Origin of the sequence: Pseudomonas xantholysinigenes, from assembly GCF_014268885.2 — a bacterium.
Taxonomy (GTDB): Bacteria; Pseudomonadota; Gammaproteobacteria; order Pseudomonadales; family Pseudomonadaceae; genus Aquipseudomonas; species Aquipseudomonas xantholysinigenes.
In genome coordinates, this window is the sequence record NZ_CP077095.1 from 397,030 (window position 1) to 419,221 (window position 22,192).

The 22,192-nt window shown below is 65.5% G+C and carries 14 protein-coding genes; 8 read left to right on the plus strand and 6 right to left on the minus strand.

The features are described from left to right. Window positions 1–42: 42 nt before the first annotated feature. The 5 genes from HU772_RS01800 to aceE all read right to left on the minus strand — a co-directional run bounded on the left by HU772_RS01800 (window position 43) and on the right by aceE (window position 8,833). Window positions 43–657: a glutathione S-transferase gene (locus tag HU772_RS01800; protein WP_186653543.1), complete on the minus strand. Its 615-nt coding sequence runs from the start codon at window positions 655–657 to the stop codon at window positions 43–45. A gap of 3 nt (window positions 658–660) precedes the next feature. Beyond that, window positions 661–1,329 (minus strand): peptide-methionine (S)-S-oxide reductase MsrA, encoded by a 669-nt coding sequence (gene msrA / locus HU772_RS01805; protein ID WP_186653541.1) that lies wholly within the window; start codon window positions 1,327–1,329, stop codon window positions 661–663. Between the two features lie 156 nt (window positions 1,330–1,485). Continuing rightward, window positions 1,486–4,176: a putative bifunctional diguanylate cyclase/phosphodiesterase gene (locus HU772_RS01810; protein ID WP_186653539.1), complete on the minus strand. Its 2,691-nt coding sequence runs from the start codon at window positions 4,174–4,176 to the stop codon at window positions 1,486–1,488. Between the two features lie 363 nt (window positions 4,177–4,539). After that, window positions 4,540–6,174, minus strand: coding sequence for a dihydrolipoyllysine-residue acetyltransferase (gene aceF / locus HU772_RS01815; protein WP_186653536.1), 1,635 nt, complete (start codon window positions 6,172–6,174; stop codon window positions 4,540–4,542). Window positions 6,175–6,187: 13 nt separating this feature from the next. Beyond that, window positions 6,188–8,833 carry a pyruvate dehydrogenase (acetyl-transferring), homodimeric type gene (gene aceE / locus HU772_RS01820; RefSeq protein WP_186653534.1) on the minus strand — a complete coding sequence of 882 codons (2,646 nt, stop codon included), beginning with the start codon at window positions 8,831–8,833 and terminating at the stop codon, window positions 6,188–6,190. A gap of 383 nt (window positions 8,834–9,216) precedes the next feature. On the opposite strand from aceE, the gene glnE reads away from it, so the two are divergent. From glnE to HU772_RS01860, 8 genes are all read left to right on the plus strand, one after another. After that, entirely contained in the window at window positions 9,217–12,150 is a 2,934-nt protein-coding gene (gene glnE, locus HU772_RS01825) for a bifunctional [glutamate--ammonia ligase]-adenylyl-L-tyrosine phosphorylase/[glutamate--ammonia-ligase] adenylyltransferase (RefSeq protein ID WP_186653532.1), read from the plus strand. A gap of 239 nt (window positions 12,151–12,389) precedes the next feature. Beyond that, complete coding sequence (waaF, locus tag HU772_RS01830; RefSeq protein WP_186653529.1) at window positions 12,390–13,439, plus strand: lipopolysaccharide heptosyltransferase II; 1,050 nt, start codon at window positions 12,390–12,392, stop codon at window positions 13,437–13,439. After that, window positions 13,440–14,498 (plus strand): lipopolysaccharide heptosyltransferase I, encoded by a 1,059-nt coding sequence (waaC, locus tag HU772_RS01835; RefSeq protein ID WP_186653526.1) that lies wholly within the window; start codon window positions 13,440–13,442, stop codon window positions 14,496–14,498. Beyond that, window positions 14,498–15,622, plus strand: coding sequence for a glycosyltransferase family 4 protein (locus tag HU772_RS01840; protein ID WP_186653509.1), 1,125 nt, complete (start codon window positions 14,498–14,500; stop codon window positions 15,620–15,622). The genes waaC and HU772_RS01840 overlap by 1 nt, the downstream gene beginning before the upstream one ends. After that, window positions 15,619–16,425 carry a lipopolysaccharide core heptose(I) kinase RfaP gene (gene rfaP / locus HU772_RS01845; protein WP_186653507.1) on the plus strand — a complete coding sequence of 269 codons (807 nt, stop codon included), beginning with the start codon at window positions 15,619–15,621 and terminating at the stop codon, window positions 16,423–16,425. The genes HU772_RS01840 and rfaP overlap by 4 nt, the downstream gene beginning before the upstream one ends. Then, the gene (locus HU772_RS01850; protein WP_186653505.1) at window positions 16,425–17,159 is read left to right on the plus strand and encodes a lipopolysaccharide kinase InaA family protein; all 735 of its coding nucleotides are present in this window, start codon (window positions 16,425–16,427) and stop codon (window positions 17,157–17,159) included. The genes rfaP and HU772_RS01850 overlap by 1 nt, the downstream gene beginning before the upstream one ends. After that, window positions 17,156–17,908: a lipopolysaccharide kinase InaA family protein gene (locus tag HU772_RS01855; protein WP_186653503.1), complete on the plus strand. Its 753-nt coding sequence runs from the start codon at window positions 17,156–17,158 to the stop codon at window positions 17,906–17,908. Before HU772_RS01850 ends, HU772_RS01855 begins: the two co-directional genes overlap by 4 nt. After that, window positions 17,908–19,350, plus strand: coding sequence for a lipopolysaccharide kinase InaA family protein (locus HU772_RS01860; protein WP_186653501.1), 1,443 nt, complete (start codon window positions 17,908–17,910; stop codon window positions 19,348–19,350). The genes HU772_RS01855 and HU772_RS01860 overlap by 1 nt, the downstream gene beginning before the upstream one ends. Before the next feature lie 8 nt (window positions 19,351–19,358). On the opposite strand, the gene HU772_RS01865 is transcribed toward HU772_RS01860, so the two are convergent. Next, on the minus strand, window positions 19,359–22,148 hold the full coding sequence (locus HU772_RS01865) for a dermonecrotic toxin domain-containing protein (protein WP_186653499.1): 2,790 nt from the start codon (window positions 22,146–22,148) through the stop codon (window positions 19,359–19,361). Between the last annotated feature and the right edge of the window lie 44 nt (window positions 22,149–22,192).

The window sequence follows — 22,192 nt, forward strand, 5'->3', positions numbered from 1 at the left end:
CTTGTGCCGCGAAACGAGGGCGAAGCCCTCGCCAGCGGTGGTTCAGGCTACCGGAGCGGTGGCCACCATCGACGGCCGCTGGCTCACCTCGGCATACCAAGCCGCCAGCCCCGGATACAGCCCACGCCAGTCGAACCCTGGCTGGCGCAAGTCCAGGTAGCCCAAGGCGCAGGCCACACCGACGGAGGCGATATCGAAGCCGGAGATGATCTCTGCCAGGTGCTCGTGTTCCAGGTTCGCCAGCCCGCGGCGGATTTTCTCGCCCTGTGCCTGGACCCAGCCATCCCATTGCTTGTCGGCCGGGCGCAGGAAGGTCTCGTAGCGCGTGGCCACCGCCGCGTCCATGATCGCGTCGGCCTGGGACGCCAGGGTCAGGCGCCGCCAGCGCATCGAGCCCTCGCGGGGCACCAGCGGCAGGCCGACATGCTGGGTGTCGAGGTACTCGCAGATCACCCGGCTGTCGTGCAGCACGCTGCCGTCGTCCAGGCGCAGGGCCGGGATCTTGCCGATCGGATTGTCCTGGTTGAGCTGGTCGTCGCCATTCACCGGGCTGATGTTCACGCCCTGCAGGCTGACGCGGCCCAACTGGCCGGTCTCGTGCAGCACGATCATGACCTTGCGCACGAACGGCGACAGCGGTGAATGGAACAGGATCATGACTCAGTTACCTTGCAGGCTGGGTGGCAGGCAGACGCCGGTGCCACCGATGCCGCAGTAGCCGTCCGGGTTCTTGGCCAGGTATTGCTGGTGGTAGGCCTCGGCGAAGTACACGGTCGGTGCCTGGGCGATCTCGGTGGTGATCTCGCCGAAACCGGCCTTGCTCAGCTCGGCCTGGAAGGCGGCCTTGCTTGCGTTGGCTTCATCCAACTGCTGTGGCGAGGTGCAGTAGATCGCCGAGCGGTACTGGGTGCCGACGTCGTTGCCCTGGCGCATGCCCTGGGTCGGGTTGTGCAACTCCCAGAACATTGCCAGCAACTCGCGGTAGCTGACCCGGTTCTTGTCGAACACCACCAGCACCACCTCGGTATGGCCGGTCAGGCCTGAGCAGACTTCCTCGTAGGTGGGATTGGGGGTGAAGCCGCCAGCGTAGCCGACCACGGTGCTGACCACGCCTTCGCGCTGCCAGAAGCGGCGCTCGGCGCCCCAGAAGCAGCCCAGGGCGAAGATGGCAAAGTCGATGTCGCCGTCGAAGAACGGGCCGAGCAGCGGCGTGCCTTCGAACACATAGTGGAACTCGGGCAGGCTCATCGGGGTTTCGCGGCCAGGCAGGGCCTGTTCCGCGGTGGGCAGGACGTTTTTGTTCACCAGGATTTCCGAACGCAGGACCATGGCCGTTCCTCTGTGTTTGTCAGTGGGATTGGTGTTGGCTTCTTCGCGGGCAAGCCCGCTCCCACAAGGGCAGCACAGCCTTTGCGGTCTGTGGGAGCGGGCTTGCCCGCGAAGAGGCCCGAATGGCTTCTATAGTGCCCGAGGTTGGCGCCGCTGTCAGGCCACCGGCCCGCGTGGATAACGGCGCAGTTTCTCGCTCAACTCGCGCCCCGGAATCGGCCGGTCGAACAGGTAGCCCTGGCCGACGTCGCAGCGATGGCGCCGCAGGAACGCCAGTTGCTCGGGGGTCTCGATGCCCTCTGCGACCACCTTGAGCTTGAGGTTGTGGGCCATGGCCACCACCGCCGAGGTGATCTCCATGTCGTCCTGGTTGTCGGGGATCTCGTTGATGAAGCTGCGGTCGATCTTGATGATGTCGATCGGGAACTTCTTCAGGTAGCTCAGCGACGAGTAGCCGGTGCCGAAATCGTCCATGGCCAGGGTCAGGCCCAGGGCCTTGAGTTCGTCGAGCTGGCGGTGGGTGTCCTCGGTGGCCTCCAGCAGCAGGCCCTCGGTCAGCTCCAGCTCCAGCAGGTGCGGTGGCAGCGCTTCCTCCTTGAGGATATTGCCGATCGAGGCAACCAGGTCGGGGTCGGAGAACTGCTTGGGCGACAGGTTGATCGCCACGTGCAGATTGCCAAAGCCCGCCTCGCGCAGTTGCTGGCTCATGCGGCAGGACTGGCGCACCACCCACTTGCCGATGGGGATGATCAGGCCGGTTTCCTCGGCCACGCTGATGAACTGGTCGGGGCGGATCATGCCGCGCTCCGGGTGGTTCCAGCGCAGCAGGGCCTCCAGCCCGAGCAGGCGGCCGCTGCGCAGGCACAGCTTGGGCTGGTAGAACACTTCCAGCTCGTTCTGGGTCAGGGCGCGGCGCAGGTTGTTCTCGACGAACAGCTTGTAGCTGGCCTCGGCATTGAGTACTTCAGTGAACACCTGTACCTGGTGCTTGCCGTTGGCCTTGGCCTTGTGCAGGGCCAGGCCGGCGTTCTTCATCAGGGTCGCCGGGTCGGCGCCGTGCAGCGGCGCGCAGGCCAGGCCCACGGAGGCGGTGACGTTGATCAGCTGGTTGTCGACGAACATGGGTTTGTCGAGGGTGTGCAGCAGCTGGTGGGCGACGCCCTGGCCGTCCTCGAGGTGGGTGTCGTCGAGCAGCACGGCGAACTCGTTGCTGGCGAAACGCGCCAGGCTGCCACCGCTGCTCAGGCTGTTGCGCAGGCGCCGGGCCAGGCTGATCAGCAGTTTGTCGCCGGTCTGGTGGCCGAGGCTGTCGTTGATCCGCTTGAAGTTGTCGATGTCCACCAGCAGCAGGCAGATCGGGCTGTTGCTGTCGCGAGCGAAGCGTTCGTCGAGGTTGCGGATGAACGCCGGGCGGTTGCCCAGGTTGGTCAGGTTGTCGGTGTAGGCCAGGCGCTCGATGCGTTGTTGCGCGAGTTTGGTCTGGGTGACGTCTTCGTAGATGCCGATGTAGTGGGTCAGTTCACGGTTGTCGCCATACACCTTGGAAATCGACAACTGGCCCCAATAGGGCTCGAGGTTCTTGCGCCGGCTCTTGAACTCGCCTTGCCAGCTGTTGCCCATGGCCAGGCTCGAGGGCGAGTCGAACAGCAGTTCGCTGAGGTTTTCCAGCGCCGGCAACTCGGCCAGGTGGTGGCCCTGGACCTCCTCGGTGCTGTACTGGGTGATGGCGGTGAAGCTCGGGTTGACGTACTCCACCACACCGTCGCGGTTGACCAGCAGGAAGGCGCTGGCGCTTTGCTCCACGGCACGCTGGAACAGGTGCAGGGCGCTGGCGGCGGTGCGGCGGTTGTGGTTGTTGATGACCTGGGCGAACTGGTCGGCCAGTTCGCCGGCGAAGGCGATTTCGTCCGACTGCCAGGCCCGGGCGCGGCCGGTCTGCTCCAGGCACAGCACGCCGACCACCTGGCCGTCGATACGGATGCTGGCGTCGAGCATGGCGTTGTCGGCGCTGGCGTACAGCGCTTCGGCCATTTCGCGGGTGCGCGGGTCGTGGCTGGCGTTGTGGGCGTCGATGGCGCGGCTGGCGTGCAGGGCCTCGAGGTAGTCGGGGAAATGGCTGGCGTCGATCGCCTCGGGCATGCGGTGCTGCCGCTCGCGACGGTACCAGGCGATGATCGGGTCCAGGCGCTGCTCGTGCAGGTACCAGATGCTGGCGCAGTCGACGTTGTAGATTTCGCAGGCGCTCTGGGTGATCAGCTCGGCGGCTTCGACCAGGGAATTGCCGATGCTGTAGCGCTGGCGTGCCAGGCGCAGGATCAGGTCCTGCTGGGCGCGTACCCGCTCCAGGTGCTCGAGCTGTTCCTGCTGGGCCCGCTGGTTCAGTTGCAGGGCCAGTTGCAGGCGGTTGTTCTGCGATTCCAGGTCGTGGGTATCGGGCTCGGGCGGCTCGGCTTGGTGGTCGAACACTGTCAGGTAGCCGCGCAGCAGCTGGCGATTGTGCTGCTTGTAGCTTTCGCCCACTTCCAGCAGGCGCAGGGGCTCGGGATGGGCATGCAAGGTGTAGCGCACTCGGTAGTAGCCGCGCTGGCTCAGTTGCAGCTGGATTTCGTCATGCAGTTGGTAGCGCGCCTCGGGCTCCATCAGGCTGGCGTAGGGCGAGCCGATCAGGGCGCACAGCTCGGCGGCTGGCAAGCCGAACTGGCGCTCGCAGGCCGGGTCGAGGTAGAGCATCGCCCAGCTGGCTTCGTTGAGCCGTTCGAAACGCAGCATGCCGAGCCGCGAGGGCACGGGAAGCTGCGTGACGACCTCGGCCGCCACACGGCTGGCGGCATCGGGTTGGCTTTTCATCGAAGACTCGCTTGAACTGGGGCGCCGTTCGCAACCGGCGTATCGGGCAAGGTTGCATCATGTCCCGTGGGCTGGCAAGCGGCCATGGGGGATGCTGTGAACAGGTTGTCGGCTGGTGGTGGGGAATCTGAAGGTCAGGAGCTGCAAGCTTCAAGCTTCAAGCTTCAAGCAAAAGCAAAAGCAAAAGCAAAAGCAGCGAGTTGGGCCATGAGGACGCTTTTTCTTGCAGCTTGAAGCTTGCAGCTTGCAGCTTGCAGCTTGCAGCTGACAAAAAAAGCCCCGCCAAAATGACGGGGTTGAGGTACGAGCGTGGCAGCTCGAAAGAGTACCTGCCCCTCGACAGAGGGGCAGGGAAACAGCGGTTTACAGCAGCATGGTGCGGATATCGCCCAGCACGTCGCCCAGGCGCTTGGTGAAGCGCGCGGCGGCGGCGCCGTTGATCACACGGTGATCGTAGGACAGCGACAGCGGCAGCATCAGCTTGGGCTGGAAGGCCTTGCCATCCCAGACCGGTTGCATGGTCGCCTTGGACACGCCGAGGATCGCCACCTCAGGCGCGTTGACGATCGGCGTGAAGCCGGTGCCGCCAATGTGGCCGAGGCTGGAGATGGTGAAGCAGGCGCCCTGCATCTCGTCGGCCGAGAGCTTCTTGGTGCGGGCTTTTTCGGCCAGCGAAGCGGCTTCGGCAGCCAGTTGCAGCAGGCTCTTCTGGTCGACGTTCTTGATCACAGGGACCAACAGGCCGTCCGGGGTGTCCACGGCGAAGCCGATGTGCACGTACTTCTTGCGGATGATCGCCTTGCCGCTTGGCGCCAGCGAGCTGTTGAAGTCCGGCAGTTCCTTGAGCAGGAAGGCGCAGGCCTTGAGCAGCAGGGGCAGAACGGTCAGCTTGACGCCGGCCTTTTCAGCGACCGCTTTCTGCGCAACGCGGAAGGCTTCCAGCTCGGTGATGTCGGCGGAGTCGAACTGGGTGACGTGCGGCACGTTCAGCCAGCTGCGGTGCAGGTTGGCGGCGCCGACCTGCATCAGGCGGGTCAGGGCGACTTCTTCCACTTCGCCGAACTTGCTGAAGTCCACGGCCGGGATCGGCGGGATGCCAGCGCCACCGGTAGCACCGGCGGCCGGCGCTTCCTTGGCCTTCTGCATCATGGCCTTGACGTAGACCTGCACGTCTTCCTTCAGGATGCGACCGTGCGGGCCAGTGGCCGCGACGGCGCCCAGGTCGACGCCGAATTCACGGGCCAGCTGACGAACGGCTGGGCCTGCGTGGACCTTGGCGTTGCTGCCGGCGGCCGGTGCGGTGGCGACCGGGGCAGGGGCAGCAGCCGGAGCGGCGGCAGGCGCGGCGGCCGGAGCCGCCTCAGCCTTGGCCGGGGCGGCAGCAGCGGCAGGTGCCGGAGCGGCAGCCGGGGCCGCGCCTGCGACTTTCAGCTTGAAGATCAGGTCGCCAGTGCCGACTTCATCTTCCAGCTTGCACAGTACTTCTTCGACCACGCCGGCAGCCGGCGACGGGATTTCCATGGAGGCCTTGTCGGACTCCAGGGTGATCAGCGACTGGTCGGCTTCGACGGTGTCGCCGACCTTGACCAGCACTTCGATGATCTTGGCCTTGCCCGACGAGCCGATGTCCGGCACGTGGATGTCCTGCACGCTGGCGGCAGCCGGGGCCGCTGCTGGAGCAGGGGCGGCTTCAGCGGCCGGCGCTGGAGCGGCAGCAGCAGGGGCCGGAGCGGCGGCGGCCGGAGCCTCAGGCGCCGCAGCGGCGCCCTCGGCTTCCAGGACCAGCAGCTCGTCGCCTTCTTTCAGGCGATCACCCAGCTTGACCTTCAGTTCCTTGATGACGCCAGCCTTGGGGGCCGGGATCTCCATGGAGGCCTTGTCGGACTCCAGGGTCAGCAGGCTCTGGTCAGCCTCGATACGGTCACCGACCTTGACGAACAGCTCGATGATTTCACCTTCACCGCTGCCGATGTCAGGTACGCGAATGAGTTCGCTCACTTAAAAATACTCCTCAGCAGTCCAGTGGGTTGCGCTTGTCCGGGTCGATACCGAACTTGACGATGGCGTCAGCCACAACCTTGGGTTCGATCTCGCCACGGTCAGCCAGGGCTTCCAGGGCAGCCAGCACCACGAAGTGGCGGTCGACTTCGAAGAAGTGACGCAGCTTCTTGCGGCTGTCGCTGCGACCGTAACCGTCGGTACCCAGGACCTTGAACTCTTTGCTCGGCACCCACTGGCGAATCTGCTCGGCGAACAGCTTCATGTAGTCGGTGGAGGCGATGACCGGGCCCTTGCGACCGGCCAGGCACTGCTCGACGTAGGTCTGCTGTGGCTTCTGGCCAGGCTTGAGGCGGTTGGCGCGTTCCACGGCCAGGCCGTCACGGCGCAGTTCGTTGAAGCTGGTGACGCTCCACACGTCGGCGCCAACGTTGAACTCGTCACGCAGGATCTTCGCCGCTTCGCGGACTTCGCGCAGGATGGTGCCAGAGCCCATCAGCTGTACGTGGTGCGCGGCGTCGCGGGTGTCTTCCTCGAGCAGGTACATGCCCTTGATGATGCCGTCCTCGACACCGGCCGGCATGGCTGGCTGCTGGTACGACTCGTTCATCACGGTGATGTAGTAGAAGATGTCCTGTTGCTCTTCGGTCATCTTCTTCATGCCGTCCTGGATGATCACCGCCAGCTCGTAGCCGTAGGTCGGATCGTAGGTGCGGCAGTTCGGGATGGTGCCCGCCATCATGTGGCTGTGACCGTCTTCGTGCTGCAGGCCTTCACCGTTGAGGGTGGTACGGCCGGCGGTACCGCCGATCAGGAAACCACGGGTGCGGCTGTCGCCAGCGGCCCAGGCCAGGTCACCGATACGCTGGAAGCCGAACATCGAGTAGAAGATGTAGAACGGCAGCATCGGCTGGTTGTGGCAGCTGTACGAGGTACCGGCAGCGATGAACGACGACATGGCGCCGGCTTCGTTGATGCCTTCCTCGAGGATCTGGCCCTTCTTGTCCTCGCGGTAGAACATCACCTGGTCCTTGTCGACCGGCTCGTAGAGCTGGCCCACGGACGAGTAGATGCCCAGCTGGCGGAACATGCCTTCCATACCGAAGGTACGGGCTTCGTCCGGAATGATCGGGACGATGCGCTGGCCGATGTCCTTGTCCTTGACCAGCTGCGCGAGGATGCGCACGAAGGCCATGGTGGTGGAGATTTCGCGGTCGCCCGAGCCGTCGAGGATCGCTTTCAGCGTTTCCAGCGGCGGGGTCGGCACGCTGAAGCTCTTGGCGCGACGCTGTGGCACGAAGCCACCCAGGGCGGCGCGGCGCTCGGCCAGGTACTTGGCCTCGGCGGAACCTTCCTCGGGCTTGAAGAACGGCAGGTTCTCGAGGTCGGCATCCTTGACCGGGATGTCGAAGCGGTCACGGAAGTGACGCAGGCTCTCGACGTCGACCTTCTTGGTGTTGTGCGCGGTGTTCTTGGCTTCGCCGGCACCGGTACCGTAACCCTTGATGGTCTTGGCCAGGATGACGGTCGGTTGCTCTTTGTGGTTCACCGCCTGGTGGTAGGCCGCGTAGACCTTGTACGGGTCGTGACCGCCACGGTTGAGCTTCCAGATCTCGTCGTCGGACAGGTCTTCGACCATGGCCTTGAGCTCTGGGGTGTTGAAGAAGTGCTCACGGACGTACGCGCCGTCCTTGGCCTTGTAGTTCTGGTACTCGCCGTCGATGACTTCGTCCATGCGGCGCTGCAGGGCACCGTTGGTGTCCTTGGCCAGCAGTGGGTCCCAGAAACGGCCCCAGACGACCTTGTTGACGTTCCAGCCGCCGCCGCGGAACACGCCTTCGAGTTCCTGGATGATCTTGCCGTTACCGCGAACCGGACCGTCGAGGCGCTGCAGGTTGCAGTTGATGACGAAGATCAGGTTGTCCAGCTTCTCGCGGCCGGCCAGGGCGATCGCGCCCAGGGATTCCGGCTCGTCGCACTCGCCGTCGCCCATGAAGCACCAGACTTTCTGCTTGCCGGCCGGGATGAAGCCGCGCGCTTCCAGGTACTTCATGAAGCGGGCCTGGTAGATGGCCTGGATCGGGCCCAGACCCATCGAAACGGTCGGGAACTGCCAGAAGTCAGGCATCAGCCATGGGTGCGGGTACGAAGACAGGCCGTTGCCGTCGACTTCCTGACGGAAGTTGTTCATCTGCTCTTCGTTGATGCGGCCTTCCATGAAGGCGCGGGCGTAGACGCCTGGCGAAGCGTGGCCCTGGAAGAAGATCAGGTCGCCGCCGTGCTCGTCGGTCGGAGCCTGGAAGAAGTAGTTGAAGCCGATGTCGTACAGGGTGGCACTGGAAGCGAAGCTGGAGATGTGGCCGCCCAGGTCCGAATCCTTCAGGTTGGTGCGCATCACCATGGCCAGCGCGTTCCAACGCACCATCGAGCGAATGCGGCGTTCCATGAACAGGTCGCCAGGCATGCGTGCTTCGTGGGTGACAGGGATGGTGTTGCGGTATGGCGTGGTGATGGCGTACGGCAGCTGCGAACCACTACGGGTGGCCAGCTCGCCCATGCGGGTCATCAGGTAATGAGCGCGGTCTTCGCCTTCTTTGTCGAGGACCGACTCCAGGGCATCCAGCCATTCCTGGGTTTCGATTGGATCGAGGTCTTGCATGGCTTGCTCCAGGGCGGAAAGGCCACCAGAATCGATGGCCTGAGTTTGCGACTGGCCTTATGGGCAGACGTCGTGAATTCTTGGATTACCGGACAGTCATCCGGCGCGGTGTAGTTTTACTACAAATGGATTCGCATTTCATGCTTTCGCACGCTGGGAGTAGTAGTAAAACTACACAAATGCGACGTTTGGTCGCACCCTGGGTTGTGAGGAAAAACGTTCATGTTGGTTGGCGTTGTGTTGCTGATAGGTGGATCTTGATGTTTTTTGCCAATCTTTCTGCTGTTTCAGCTATTTCCAACTTTTGTACGACAGTCCAACCGTGGTCCAGCCTGCGCTTGACCCCCTCAACCCCTCTCATTCACGCCGATCAAGGATAGACCATGCGCCTGCCTTTGCCGCTCGATCTGCCTGCCGCTCTCCAACCGCTGGTCGCCCGTAATCGACAGTTCCTCGCCGACGCCCTGGCCGCTCATCCCGAACTGGCGATCGACAGCTGGTCCGCGGCCCAGCGCCAGCAGTTCGACCAGGTGGCCGCGGCCAGCGATTTCGTGCTCGCCCAGGCCCAGCGCGAACCGGCGATGCTGTTCGACCTGCTGGCCGGCGGCGAGATGGGCCGCGCCTTCGCCCCGGGCGAACTGCGCGCGCGTATTCATGCCGCGGCCCAGGCCGCGCAGAGCGAGGACGAGTTGGCGCGCAACCTGCGCCGCGAGCGCAATCGCCAGCAACTGCGCATCATCTGGCGCGACGTTACCCGCCAGGCCGCGCTGGCCGAGACCTGCCGCGACCTGTCCGACCTGGCCGACGCCAGCATCGACGAAGCTTATCAATGGTTGTACCCGCGCCACTGCCAGCAGTTCGGCACGCCCATCGGCAACCGCAGCGGCCAGCCCCAGCACCTGGTGGTGCTGGGCATGGGCAAGCTGGGGGCGATGGAGTTGAACCTGTCGTCCGACATCGACCTGATCTTCGCCTTCCCCGAGGGCGGCGAGACCGAAGGCGTGAAACGCTCGCTGGATAACCAGGAATTCTTCACCCGCCTGGGCCAGCGCCTGATCAAGGCCCTCGACCCGGTTACCGTCGACGGCTTCGTGTTCCGCGTCGACATGCGCCTGCGTCCCTACGGTTCGGCCGGCGCCCTGGTGCTCAGCTTCAATGCCCTGGAGCAGTACTACCAGGACCAGGGGCGTGACTGGGAACGCTACGCCATGATCAAGGCGCGGGTGGTCGCCGGCGACCAGGCGGCCGGCGCCCAGTTGCAGGACATGCTGCGACCGTTCGTCTACCGACGTTACCTGGACTTCTCTGCCATCGAGGCGCTGCGCACCATGAAGCAGCTGATCCAGCAGGAAGTGCGGCGCAAGGGCATGGCCGAGAACATCAAGCTCGGTGCCGGTGGCATTCGTGAAGTGGAGTTCATCGCCCAGGCCTTCCAGCTGATTCATGGCGGGCGCGACCTGAGTTTGCAACAGCGGCCATTGCTGAAGGTGCTGGCGACCCTGGAGGGGCAGGGCTACCTGCCGCCAGCGGTGGTGGCCGAGCTGCGCGAGGGCTATGAGTTCCTGCGCTATACCGAACACGCCATCCAGGCCATCGCCGATCGCCAGACCCAGATGCTGCCCGACGACGAAACCGACCGCGCGCGTATTGCCTACATGCTCGGCTATGCCGATTGGGCCAGTTTCCACGACCAGTTGATGCACTGGCGCGGGCGCGTCGACTGGCATTTCCGCCAGGTGATCGCCGACCCGGACGAAGACGACGCCGAGGGTGAGCTGGTGGTGGGCGGCGAATGGTCGCCGCTGTGGGAGCAGGCCCAGGATGAAGAGGCCGCCGGGCGCCAGTTGGAGGAAGCCGGTTTCCGCCAGCCCGGCGAGGCCCTGCGTCGGCTCAATGCCCTGCGTGTCAGCCCGACCTTGCGCTCGATGCAGCGTATCGGCCGCGAGCGCCTGGACGCGTTCATCCCACGGCTGCTGGCCCAGGCGGTGGAGCACGACAACCCGGACCTGGTACTCGAACGCGTGCTGCCGCTGGTCGAGGCAGTGGCGCGGCGCTCGGCCTACCTGGTGTTGCTCACCGAGAACCCCGGCGCCCTGCGCCGCCTGCTGACCCTGTGCGCCGCCAGCCCGTGGATCGCCGAGCAGATCGCCCGTTACCCGCTGTTGCTCGATGAACTGCTCAACGAGGGCCGCTTGTTCAGCCCGCCGCTGGCCCCGGAGCTGGCCGCCGAGCTACGCGAGCGCCTGACGCGGATTCCCGAGGACGACCTCGAGCAGCAGATGGAAGCCCTGCGTCACTTCAAGCTGGCGCACAGCCTGCGGGTGGCGGCGTCCGAGATCAGCGGCAACCTGCCGTTGATGAAAGTCAGCGACTACCTGACCTGGCTGGCCGAGGCGATCCTCGACCAGGTGCTGGCCCTGGCCTGGCGCCAGACCGTGGCGCGCCACGGCCAGCCGAAGCGTAGTGACGGCAGCCTGTGCGACCCGGGTTTCATCATCGTCGGTTATGGCAAGGTGGGCGGCATCGAGCTGGGCCATGGGTCCGACCTGGACCTGGTGTTCATCCACGATGGCGACCCGCACGCCGAGACCGATGGCGCCAAGCCTATCGACAGCGCGCAGTTCTTCACCCGCCTGGGCCAGCGCATCATCCACCTGCTGACCACCCAGACCAACTCTGGCCAGTTGTACGACGTCGACATGCGCCTGCGCCCTTCCGGCGCCTCCGGGTTGCTGGTCAGTTCGTTGGGCGCCTTCGAGCGCTACCAGCAAAACGAAGCCTGGACCTGGGAGCACCAGGCCCTGGTGCGGGCCCGCGTGCTGGTCGGCTGTCCGCAGGTGGCGACGGCGTTCGAGGACGTGCGGGCCAAGGTGCTCGGCCAGCCGCGCGAGCTCGACAAGCTGCGCGCCGAGGTGAGCGAGATGCGCGCCAAGATGCGAGACAACCTCGGCACCAAGGCCACCGCCGCAGGTATTGCGGGCAACGCCTTCGACGCCGGCCAGCCGTTCGATATCAAGCAGGATGCCGGCGGTATCGTCGATATCGAATTTATGGTGCAATACGCCGCTTTGGCCTGGTCCCACGAGCATCCGGCCATACTGCGCTGGACCGACAACATCCGCATTCTCGAAGAGCTGGAGCAGGCCGGGTTGATGCCCGTCGCCGACGCCGTGCTGCTGCGCGAGGTGTACAAGGCGTTCCGCTCGGCCTCGCACCGCCAGGCCCTGCAGAAACAGGCCGGGGTGATCGACGCGGCGCAGTTTGTCGATGAGCGTCGTGAAGTAAGGCGGATCTGGGGTGAACTGGGTCTGACTTGAGATTTTGGGGGCCGCTGTGCGGCCCTTTCGCGACACAAGGCCGCTCCTACAAGGGATTGCGTTCCCTGTAGGAGCGGCCTTGCCGAGGCGTCGGACCGGTCGGATAGGGCTGCAAAGCAGCCCCAAAGGTTCATGCCTCACCACCGGTGGTACACTGTCCGCCACATAGCCTGAATATAAAGAGGGGAGGCCAGGTTGTAGCGCAGCCTGCAGCCTCCCCGAATGTTTCTGGATAAAGCATGAGAATACTGATCATTGGCCCCAGCTGGGTCGGCGACATGGTGATGGCGCAGACCCTGTTCCAGTGCCTGAAGCAACAGCATCCCGACTGCGTGATCGATGTGCTGGCCCCCGAATGGAGCCGGCCGATCCTCGAGCGCATGCCCGAGGTGCGCCAGGCCTTGAGCTTCCCGCTCGGCCACGGCGCTCTGGAGCTGGCCACCCGTCGGCGCATCGGCAAGTCGCTGGCCGGCCAGTACGACCAGGCGATCCTGCTGCCCAATTCGCTGAAGTCGGCGCTGGTGCCGTACTTTGCCGGCATCCCCAAGCGCACCGGCTGGCGCGGCGAGATGCGCTACCTGCTGCTCAACGATGTGCGCAAGCTGGACAAGGCGCGTTACCCGTTGATGATCGAACGGTTCATGGCCCTGGCCTATGCGCCGGGCACCGAACTGCCGCAGCCATACCCGCGCCCGAGCCTGCGGATCGAGGCCGCCAGCCGCGACGCGGCGCTGGCCAAGTTCGGCCTGGCGCTGGATCGTCCGGTGCTGGCCCTGTGCCCTGGCGCCGAGTTCGGCGAGGCCAAGCGCTGGCCGGCGGAGCATTATGCCGAGGTGGCCGATGCGCTGATCCGCCAGGGTTGGCAGGTCTGGCTGTTCGGCTCGAAAAACGATCACCCGGTCGGCGAGCAGATCCGCGACCGCCTGATCCCAGGCCTGCGCGAAGAATCCTGCAACCTGGCCGGCGAGACTTCGCTGGCCGAGGCCATCGACCTGATGTCCTGCGCCAGCGCCGTGGTCTCCAACGACTCGGGCCTGATGCACGTGGCCGCCGCCCTCAACCGCCCACTGGTGGCGGTGTACGGCTCGACTTCGCCGGGCTTCACCCCGCCGCTGGCCGAGCAGGTCGAGGTGGTGCGCACCGGCATCGAGTGCAGCCCATGCTTCGAGCGGACCTGCCGCTTTGGCCACTACAACTGCCTGCGGCTGCTCGAGCCGGCGAAAGTCATCGCCGCGTTGCACAGCCTGGGTGGCTCGAACCTGATCGATACCGTGGCCGAGGTCGACTGAGTGCGGGTCCTGATCATCAAGACGTCGTCGCTGGGCGACGTCATCCACACCCTGCCGGCACTCACCGATGCCGCCCACGCCATTCCCGGCATTCGTTTCGACTGGGTGGTGGAGGAAGGCTTCGCCGAAATCCCCAGCTGGCACCCGGCGGTCGATAGGGTGATCCCGGTGGCGATCCGCCGCTGGCGCAAGAATATCTGGCAGACCCTCAAGAGCGGCGAGTGGAAGGCCTTCAAGCAGCGCCTGCGCGAGCACAAGTACGACCTGGTGATCGATGCCCAGGGCCTGGTCAAGTCGGCCTGGCTGACCCGCTACGTGAAGGCGCCGGTGGCCGGTCTCGACCGTTATTCGGCGCGCGAGGGCCTGGCCAGTCGTTTCTACGACCGGCGGCTGTCGGTCGCTGTCGGCCAGCACGCTGTCGAACGTGTACGCCAGCTGTTCGCCCTGGCCCTGGCCTATGACCTGCCCGAGGGCCTGGGCCACTACGGCCTGGACCTGAACCGCCTGCAGCTGCCGCCCGCCGCGCCCTACGTGGTGTTCCTGCATGGCACCACCTGGGCCACCAAGCACTGGCCCGAGGCCTACTGGCGCGAACTGGCCGAACGCATGGGCCGACGCAAGCTGCAGGTGATGCTGCCGTGGGGCAACCCGGCGGAGAAGGCCCGCGCCGAACGTATCGCCCAGGGCTTGAACAATTGCCAGGTGCTGCCCAAATTGAACCTGGCGGGCGTGGCCCGCGTGCTTGCCGCGGCCAAGGCCTGCGTGGCGGTGGACACCGGCCTGGGTCACCTGGCCGCGGCCCTGGATGTCCCGACCATTTCCCTGTTCGGCCCCACCAACCCTGGTTTGACCGGTGCCTACGGACGCGCCCAGATCCACCAGGCGAGCGACTTCCCCTGCGCCCCGTGCCTGCAGAAGAAGTGCACCTACAAACCGAGCGCCGAGGACCTGCGCCGGTTCGATCTCAAACGCGAGTGGCCGCTGTGCTTCACTCGCCTGAATCCCGAGCATGTGGCGGGCCGCTTGAGCGCGCTGCTGCTGGCTGAGGATGTTCGTTGATGCAACTGGCTTTTGTGCTCTACAAGTATTTCCCTTTTGGCGGGCTGCAGCGCGATTTCATGCGCATTGCCCTGGAGTGCCAGCGGCGCGGGCACCAGATCCGTGTGTACACCCTGATCTGGGAAGGTGATATCCCGCCGGGCTTCGAAGTGCTGGTGGCGCCGGTCAAGGCGCTGTTCAACCACCGCCGCAACGAGAAGCTCAGCGCCTGGATGGAGGCCGACCTGGCCAAGCGTCCGGTCGATCGCCTGATCGGCTTCAACAAGATGCCTGGGCTGGACGTGTACTACGCCGCCGACGGTTGCTTCGAGGACAAGGCCCAGACCCTGCGCGGCGGTCTGTACCGCCGCTGGGGGCGCTACCGCCATTTCGCCGAGTACGAGCAGGCGGTGTTCGCCAAGGAGGCACGCACCGAGATCCTGATGATCTCCGAGGTGCAGCAGCCGCTGTTCATCAAGCACTACGGCACCCCCGAGGCGCGTTTCCACCTGCTGCCACCGGGGATTTCCCAGGACCGCCGACGCCCGGCCGACGCCGAGGCGATCCGTGCCGAGTTCCGCCGCGAGTTCGGCCTGGCCGACGACGCGCTGTTGCTGGTGCAGATCGGCTCGGGCTTCAAGACCAAGGGCGTGGACCGCAGCCTCAAGGCCCTGGCGGCCTTGCCATCGGCGTTGCGCAAACGCACCCGGCTGATGGTCATCGGCCAGGACGACCCCAAGTTGTTCCAGGTGCAGAGCACGGCGCTCGGCCTCGGCGAGCAGGTGCAGTTCCTCAAGGGGCGCAGCGATATCCCGCGTTTCCTGCTCGGCGCCGACTTGCTGATCCACCCGGCCTACAACGAAAACACCGGCACCGTGCTGCTCGAGGCGCTGGTCGCCGGGCTGCCGGTGCTGGTGTCCAAGGTCTGCGGCTACGCCCACTACATCGCCGAGGCCGACAGCGGCCTGGTGCTGGACGAGCCGTTCGAGCAGGAGCAGCTCAACCGCTACCTGCAACGCATGCTGGAAGACCATGCGGCCCGCGCGGCCTGGTCGAGCAACGGCGTGGCCTTTGCCGACAGCGCCGACCTGTACAGCATGCCGCAACATGCCGCCGACGTGATCCTGGCCCAGGAGCGCCCATGAAACTGATGCTGGCAGAGCCGTTCAAGCGCCTGTGGGCCGGACGCGATCCGTTCGACGCCGTCGAGCAGCTGCAGGGCGAGGTGTACCGCGAGCTGGAAGGCCGCCGTACCTTGCGCACCGAGGTTGCCGGCGAGGGCTTTTTCGTCAAGATCCACCGTGGCATCGGCTGGGGCGAGATCTTCAAGAACCTGTTCAGCGCCAAGCTGCCGGTGCTCGGTGCCGGTCAAGAGTGGCAGGCGATCCAGCGCCTGCACGAGGTGGGCGTGCCGACCATGACCGCGGTGGCCTATGGCGAGCGCGGCAGCAACCCGGCGACCCAGCATTCGTTCATTGTCACCGAGGAACTGGCGCCGACCGTCAGCCTGGAAGACTTCAGCCTCGACTGGGTCAAGCAGCCACCCGAGCCACGCCTGAAGCGCGCGCTGATCGCCGAGGTGGCGAAGATGACCGGCGGCATGCACCGTGCCGGCGTCAACCACCGCGATTGCTATATCTGCCACTTCCTGTTGCACACCGACCGCCCGGTGAGCGCCGACGACTTCAAGCTCTCGGTGATCGACCTGCACCGCGCCCAGACCCGTGCCAAGGTCTCCCGGCGCTGGCGCGACAAGGACCTGGCGGCCCTGTATTTCTCGGCCCTGGACATCGGCCTGACCCGCCGTGACAAGCTGCGCTTCCTGCGCGGCTATTTCCAGCGCCCGTTGCGCCAGATACTCAAGGAAGAGGCCGCATTGCTCGCCTGGCTCGAGCGCAAGGCGCAGAAACTCTACGACCGTAAGCAACGCTATGGGGACGCACTCTGATGGCGAGCTGGAACCTGGCGCCTGAGTATGCGCACCTGGCTGCCGATTTCGGCAGCATCGACGCGGTGTTCGCCATCCAGGGCGAACGCCTGACCTGGGACCCGCTGAGCGAAGTGGTGCGCATCGAGCGTGATGGCATCACCTATTACGTCAAGCGTTACACCGGCGCAGGCAAGGCCATGCGCCGCTACTTGGGCCGTCCACGGGTCAAGGCCGAATGGCAGAACCTCAAGCTGTTCGCCAAGTGGGGTATCCCCACCGCCGAGGTGGTGGCCTGGGGTCTGGAGCGCAATGGGCTGGCCTTTGGCCGGGGTGCGCTGATCACCCGTGAATTGCCGCGCACCGAAGACCTCTCGGCCCTGGCCGACCGCAACGACCCGCTGCTGAGCGACCGTGCCTGGGTCGACAGTATCAGCCGGCAACTGGCTCGCCACACCCGGGTGATGCACGAGCACCATTTTGCCCACAACGACCTGAAGTGGCGCAACCTGCTGGTGGATGACCAGGGCACGCTGTTCTTCATCGATTGCCCGACGGGCGATTTCTGGCGTGGTTTCATGTTGCGCCACCGCCTGATCAAGGACCTGGCGTGCCTGGACAAGGTCGCCAAATACCACCTGTCGGCCACCCAGCGCTTGCGCTTCTATCTGGAATACCGCCAGCGCCCGCGCCTCAACGCCCGGGACAAGCGGCGGATCCGCCAGGTGCTGAGCTTTTTCGAGGGAAGGGAATGACCGACTACCTGGCCAGCGCCGACCAGGCGCTGCTGCAACGCCATGGCCTGGGCGACTTTGACGCGCTATGGGCGCTGCAACTGGACGCCGTGGACGAACCCAACACTGGCCGTGGCGGCTGGAGCAGCGTGTTTCGCCTTGAGCTCGAAGGTAAAGGGTTCTACCTCAAGCGCCAGAGCGACTACCTGACTCGCACCTTGCACCGCCCGTTCGGCGAGCCGACTTTCGCCCGCGAGTTTCGCAACATCAGCCGCTACCAGAAGCTCGGCATTCCGGCGCTGCAGGCGGTGTTCTATGGCGAGCGCAAGCAGGCCGGACAGCACCGCGCGATCCTCATGACCCGTGCGCTGGACGAGTGGACCGACCTGGACCAGTTGCTGGCCCAGTGGCCACAACTGCCTGAGGCCCAGCGCACCGACATTCTCCAGGCTTGCGGCCAGCTGGCCCGCACCCTGCACGCGGCCGGCCAGGTGCATGGCTGCTTCTATCCCAAGCATATTTTCCTGCGCGAGCGCCGCGAAGGCTGGCAGGCCCAGCTGATCGACCTGGAAAAGACCCGGCCACTGCTGTTCGGCAAGCGTGACCGGCTCAAGGACCTGGAACCCTTGTTGCGCCGGGCCGGTGCCTGGAGCGAAGCAGATGTGCGCGTATTGCTCGGCGCCTACCTGGCGCAACCGGTGGGGAGCGCGCAGGTCGCCACCTGGCTGCAACGCCTGGTGCAACGTCGTCGCCACAAAGAGGCTCGCTGATGCGTTTGTCCGAACTCAAGCAGGCCGGGCGCAGCCCGGCGCTGCCGCTGACCATCACCCTGGCCGATGCCGCAGGCGCGGCCGACCTGCAACTGCTCAGCCTGCTGCGTGTGCTGCCGGGGCAGCGTTATGTCGGCGCCGGTATCTGGCGTGGCACCAAGGTGCTGGCCAAGCTGCTGGTCGGCGGCAATGCTGCCCGCCACTTCCAGCGTGAACTCGACGGTGCCCGGTTGCTGGCCGCGCAGGGGCTGACCACGCCCCGCCTGCTGGCCGACGGCCTGAAGGAAGGCGAGGGCGGCTGGCTGCTGTTCGAATACCTCGAGCATGCCGAAAGCCTGGGTGACGCCTGGGCCGCGGTGGAGGCATTGCCGATGCTCGCCGACGAGCAGCACCTGGTGCTGGGCGAGGCATTGACCGCGGTGGCGCAGATGCATGCCAAGGGCCTCTGGCAAGAGGACCTGCACCTGGACAACCTGCTGCGCCAGGACGGCAAGCTGTACCTGATCGACGGTGCCGGCATCAAGGCCGAGACCCCCGGCCAGCAGCTATCGCGCCAGCGTGTGCTGGAAAACCTCGGGGTGTTCTTCGCCCAGTTGCCCAAGCGCCTGGAACCGTTCATCGAAGAAGCCCTGGTGCACTACATCCTGGCCAACGCCGAGCACGCGTTGCCGCTGGAAGCCTTGCAGAAGCAGGTGGACAAGGTGCGCAACTGGCGCCTGAAGGATTACCTGGACAAGGCCGGCCGCGAATGCACGTTGTTCAGCGTCGAACGCAACCTGTCCGGGCTGCGGGCGATCCGCCGCGACGAGGTCGAAGCGATGCGTCCGCTGCTGGAGCAAGCCGATGCGCTGATCGACCAGGGCCATCTGTACAAGACCGGTGGCGCGGCCAGCGTGGCGCGTATCGAGGTAGCCGGGCGCAAGCTGGTGCTCAAGCGCTACAACATCAAGAACACCGCCCATTGGTTCAAGCGCTTCTGGCGCCCGAGCCGGGCCTGGCATTCATGGATCGAGGGCCACCGCCTGGCGTTTCTCGACATCGCCACGCCTCGGCCCCTGGCGGTGCTGGAGCAGCGCGTGATGGGGCTGCGCAGCACGGCCTACCTGGTCACCGAGTACGCCGACGGACCAGACCTGATCGAATGCTTTGCGCCCTACGTGGACAGCGGCGAGGCACCTGACGAGCAGGTCGAGGCCCTGGCGCAGGTGATGCGCCAATTGATCCGCGAACGCATCAGCCACGGTGACTTCAAGGGCCACAACCTGTTCTGGCAGGATGGCCAGTGGTCGCTGATCGATCTCGATGCCATGTGCCAGCATGCGACCCAGCTGAGTTTCGCCCCAGCCTTCGCCCGCGACCGCGCGCGGCTGTTGCGCAATTGGCCCAGCGGCAGCGCCCTGCATCGACGCTTGAATGAGGTGCTGCCGCGCCTGGCCGAGTGAGGCGCGCGCTACGCCAGCGCCAGCCAGTCACTGCTGCGCCCGGCCTGGCGCAAGCGGATTCGCCACTCTCCATCTACCTGTCGCAGTGTCGCCCAGGCCTGCACGGCACCTGCCGCGGCTTCCGGCATGCGCAGATGATAGTGCCCGGCCAGCAGGTGCCTGCGCACAGGCAACTGCCTGCCGTTGATCAGCAGGTAAAGCTCGCCTTGTGCATCGAACAGGTCGGCTTCCCCAGCCACTTCCACTCCTGCCAGGGGTGGGTGCAACTGGCTGTCTTCGAGCAACTGGCGTATATCCGGTAGCCCGTCATGCCACAGCACGGGTGAGTCGATCACCCAGCGGCCATCTTGTAAGCGCTTGAGTGGCTGCTTGATGTAGGCATCCGGCTGCCTGGGATCGGTCGTACGCCAGCGGTGGCCATCGAAGCTGACATGGTAGAAGCGCCCTTGACCATCCTGGATGTAGTACTGGGACAGCCCAGGGTTGGCCCCGGTCTTTTCGAAGACCCCTTCGCCGTGAACCCCGTCGATGCGGTAGCGCAGTTGGCTGACCTCCACCGGTACCGCGTGGCTGGGCGGCAAGGTCAGCGGCCTGGGCGGCGGCAACCCCCGGAACGCGCGGCGCATTAGGGTCGAGCCGGAGAAGCCCTTGATGCCCGAAGGCAGCGGGCTCAGGCCGCCGACCACGTTGTTGATGGCGTCGAGCGAGTGACTGAGGGCGGCGAACGCGTGGTGCAGGGCTTCCTCATGGTTGTCCTGGCCCATGGCCTGCACGCCGTCGAGCACGGAGATGGTCAGGCGCCCCAGGGCCAGGGCGGCCATGGCCGGATAGGGCAGGACCAGGCTGAGCAGGTCGAGCAGGATCCGCAGCGTATCCAGGCCGAAACGGCCCAGCAGTTCGCGATTGCTGCGGGTACTGGCGTCGGTCTGCGCCATCAGGCTGCGGACTTCGGCGCGGTACACTTCGTCGAACAGATGACCGGCGATGACCGGGCGCTGTACATGGGGGGCCAGGCGGCCTTTGCGCAACAGCGTGTCGATCTTGTCCGGGTCGGCTAGCGGCATGCGCTGGGTCACGTACTGGCGTAGTGCAGGATCCTTGCGCAAGGCCTTGAGTAATTCGCGGGTGTTGCGGTATTCACGCCAGGGGCGCCGGTCGGGCGCGTCAGGGGCATAGATCACCACGCGGGGGCTGACGGTTGTTTTGCCATTGAGCAAGAGCAGACCGTGCACGGTATGGCCCTGGATCAGCAGTTGCCGTACGTCGATCCGATGGCCTCTGTCAGTGACGCGGCCGTGTCGCTCGGGGTGCTCGATCAGTGCTCGGGCCCAGGCATAGCCTTGCTCCATGGTGCCCGGGAGGAAATGCCCGGCATAGCGTGCCTTGGCCGCCTCGGCATGCATGCGCGCGCGATTGATGCGGCCATGGGCTTGCCGGCGCCATTGCGCCTGTTCCGAGTCCAGCAGGTGCTGGCGCAGGAAGCGGTTGTAGCGGGTGCCAGCATCGAGGTTGCGCACCAGTTGCTTGACCCTGGCTGGCGTCAACGCCTCGATGGGCGCGCCGTCATCCCGGTGCACTCGGGCGGTGATCCAGTAGTCGGTGTCGAACCAGGCGATATTGAGTAGGGCCAGGTCCTCGAGCTTGTAGGTCACCGGGACCATCTCGATGCTGTCATCGGCATGGGGCCGGCTGTTGACCGGAATGTAGGACGACGGTGCCAGTGGGTTGACCAGCGGCCCGGTGCGTCGTGCCAGGGTGACGCTGACCTGAATCTCCTCGGGCGGCACGATGATCCCTGGGTTCCAGCGCAAGCCTTCGCCCAGGCGAGCCCTGACCCATTGCAGCAGGTCGTGGCGTTGCTGGAACTGCGCCAGCGTCAGGATGCCCGGGGCACTGGCCTGGCTGATCGCGCCGGCCAGCTCCTGCAGGGTTTGCATGACATGCGCCAGGGCTTGGGGCGAGGCTTCGCGCAGCCAGTCGGGGAGGTGCTTTTCCAGCAATAGCGCATAACGGGTGGCCAGCGGCTGCGCGCTGCCGATGTAGGGCTTGAGGTCCAGTGCGGCGTTCAGGCGATCGGTGTCGGGGGGCGTGGACGTGCTCCAGAGCGCATTGAGGGCGGCCCGCTGCTGGTCGATCAAGGCCAGGGCCTGGTAGTCGAATGGGTCATCGGCGTACCACTCGTAGCGCAGCCGGTCGGCATCACGAATGGTTGCCTGGTCTTGCGCGCTGGCCACCAACCCCAGCAAGGGCTGGGACTGCAAGGGATCATCGAGACGCTCACATAACTCGACATGCAGTTCGGCGAGGCTGGCGAACGCTTCTATGCCATGCGGCAGGCTGCATAGCAGGGCCTTGCCAGTGGTCGTGCCCGGGATCACCTCGGTGCCAGGTGTGGCCGCGATGATGACCAGCGTGCCGGGCAGATTGCAGCGTCGGTTTGGGCTTTGCGTGGAGAACCAGGGGCGGAAGATTTCGGCCCGGGCTTGCCCCGTGGGTTGTCGCTGCCAGGGTAGCGGGTAGGCCAGGCAGGTGCGCAGGAGGAATTCGTCGGTGTCGTCGAGGGTGACATCGGCCAGGCGCAGCTCCAGTTCCGCTTGCAGTTGCGCCTGGCGCAGCCGCGCCAGTTGCTGCCTGCGGCTGTGCCCGCCGTTGCCCTTGGCCTGCCAGAAGTTGGCCAGGTCGCTGAAGAACTGCTGGCGTTGCTGGCGCGCAGGACGTTGCGTGTCGAGGACGGGCTGGCCTTGTTGCAGGTTGGTTATGCGTGTGTCGAGGGCTTCGAGGTGTTCGAGTGGGGTCATGGTGAGGCTCCTGGGCAATCAGGTGCACACCATGGCCGCTCTCG

Excerpts from the sequence above, each read along its gene's own strand:
- HU772_RS01800 (WP_186653543.1), bottom strand. The coding sequence starts at position 657 with ATGATCCTGTTCCATTCACCGCTGTCGCCGTTCGTGCGCAAGGTCATG.
- msrA (WP_186653541.1), bottom strand. The coding sequence starts at position 1,329 with ATGGTCCTGCGTTCGGAAATCCTGGTGAACAAAAACGTCCTGCCCACC.
- HU772_RS01810 (WP_186653539.1), bottom strand. The coding sequence starts at position 4,176 with ATGAAAAGCCAACCCGATGCCGCCAGCCGTGTGGCGGCCGAGGTCGTC.
- aceE (WP_186653534.1), bottom strand. The coding sequence starts at position 8,833 with ATGCAAGACCTCGATCCAATCGAAACCCAGGAATGGCTGGATGCCCTG.
- glnE (WP_186653532.1), top strand. The coding sequence starts at position 9,217 with ATGCGCCTGCCTTTGCCGCTCGATCTGCCTGCCGCTCTCCAACCGCTG.
- waaF (WP_186653529.1), top strand. The coding sequence starts at position 12,390 with ATGAGAATACTGATCATTGGCCCCAGCTGGGTCGGCGACATGGTGATG.
- HU772_RS01840 (WP_186653509.1), top strand. The coding sequence starts at position 14,498 with ATGCAACTGGCTTTTGTGCTCTACAAGTATTTCCCTTTTGGCGGGCTG.
- rfaP (WP_186653507.1), top strand. The coding sequence starts at position 15,619 with ATGAAACTGATGCTGGCAGAGCCGTTCAAGCGCCTGTGGGCCGGACGC.
- HU772_RS01850 (WP_186653505.1), top strand. The coding sequence starts at position 16,425 with ATGGCGAGCTGGAACCTGGCGCCTGAGTATGCGCACCTGGCTGCCGAT.
- HU772_RS01855 (WP_186653503.1), top strand. The coding sequence starts at position 17,156 with ATGACCGACTACCTGGCCAGCGCCGACCAGGCGCTGCTGCAACGCCAT.
- HU772_RS01860 (WP_186653501.1), top strand. The coding sequence starts at position 17,908 with ATGCGTTTGTCCGAACTCAAGCAGGCCGGGCGCAGCCCGGCGCTGCCG.
- HU772_RS01865 (WP_186653499.1), bottom strand. The coding sequence starts at position 22,148 with ATGACCCCACTCGAACACCTCGAAGCCCTCGACACACGCATAACCAAC.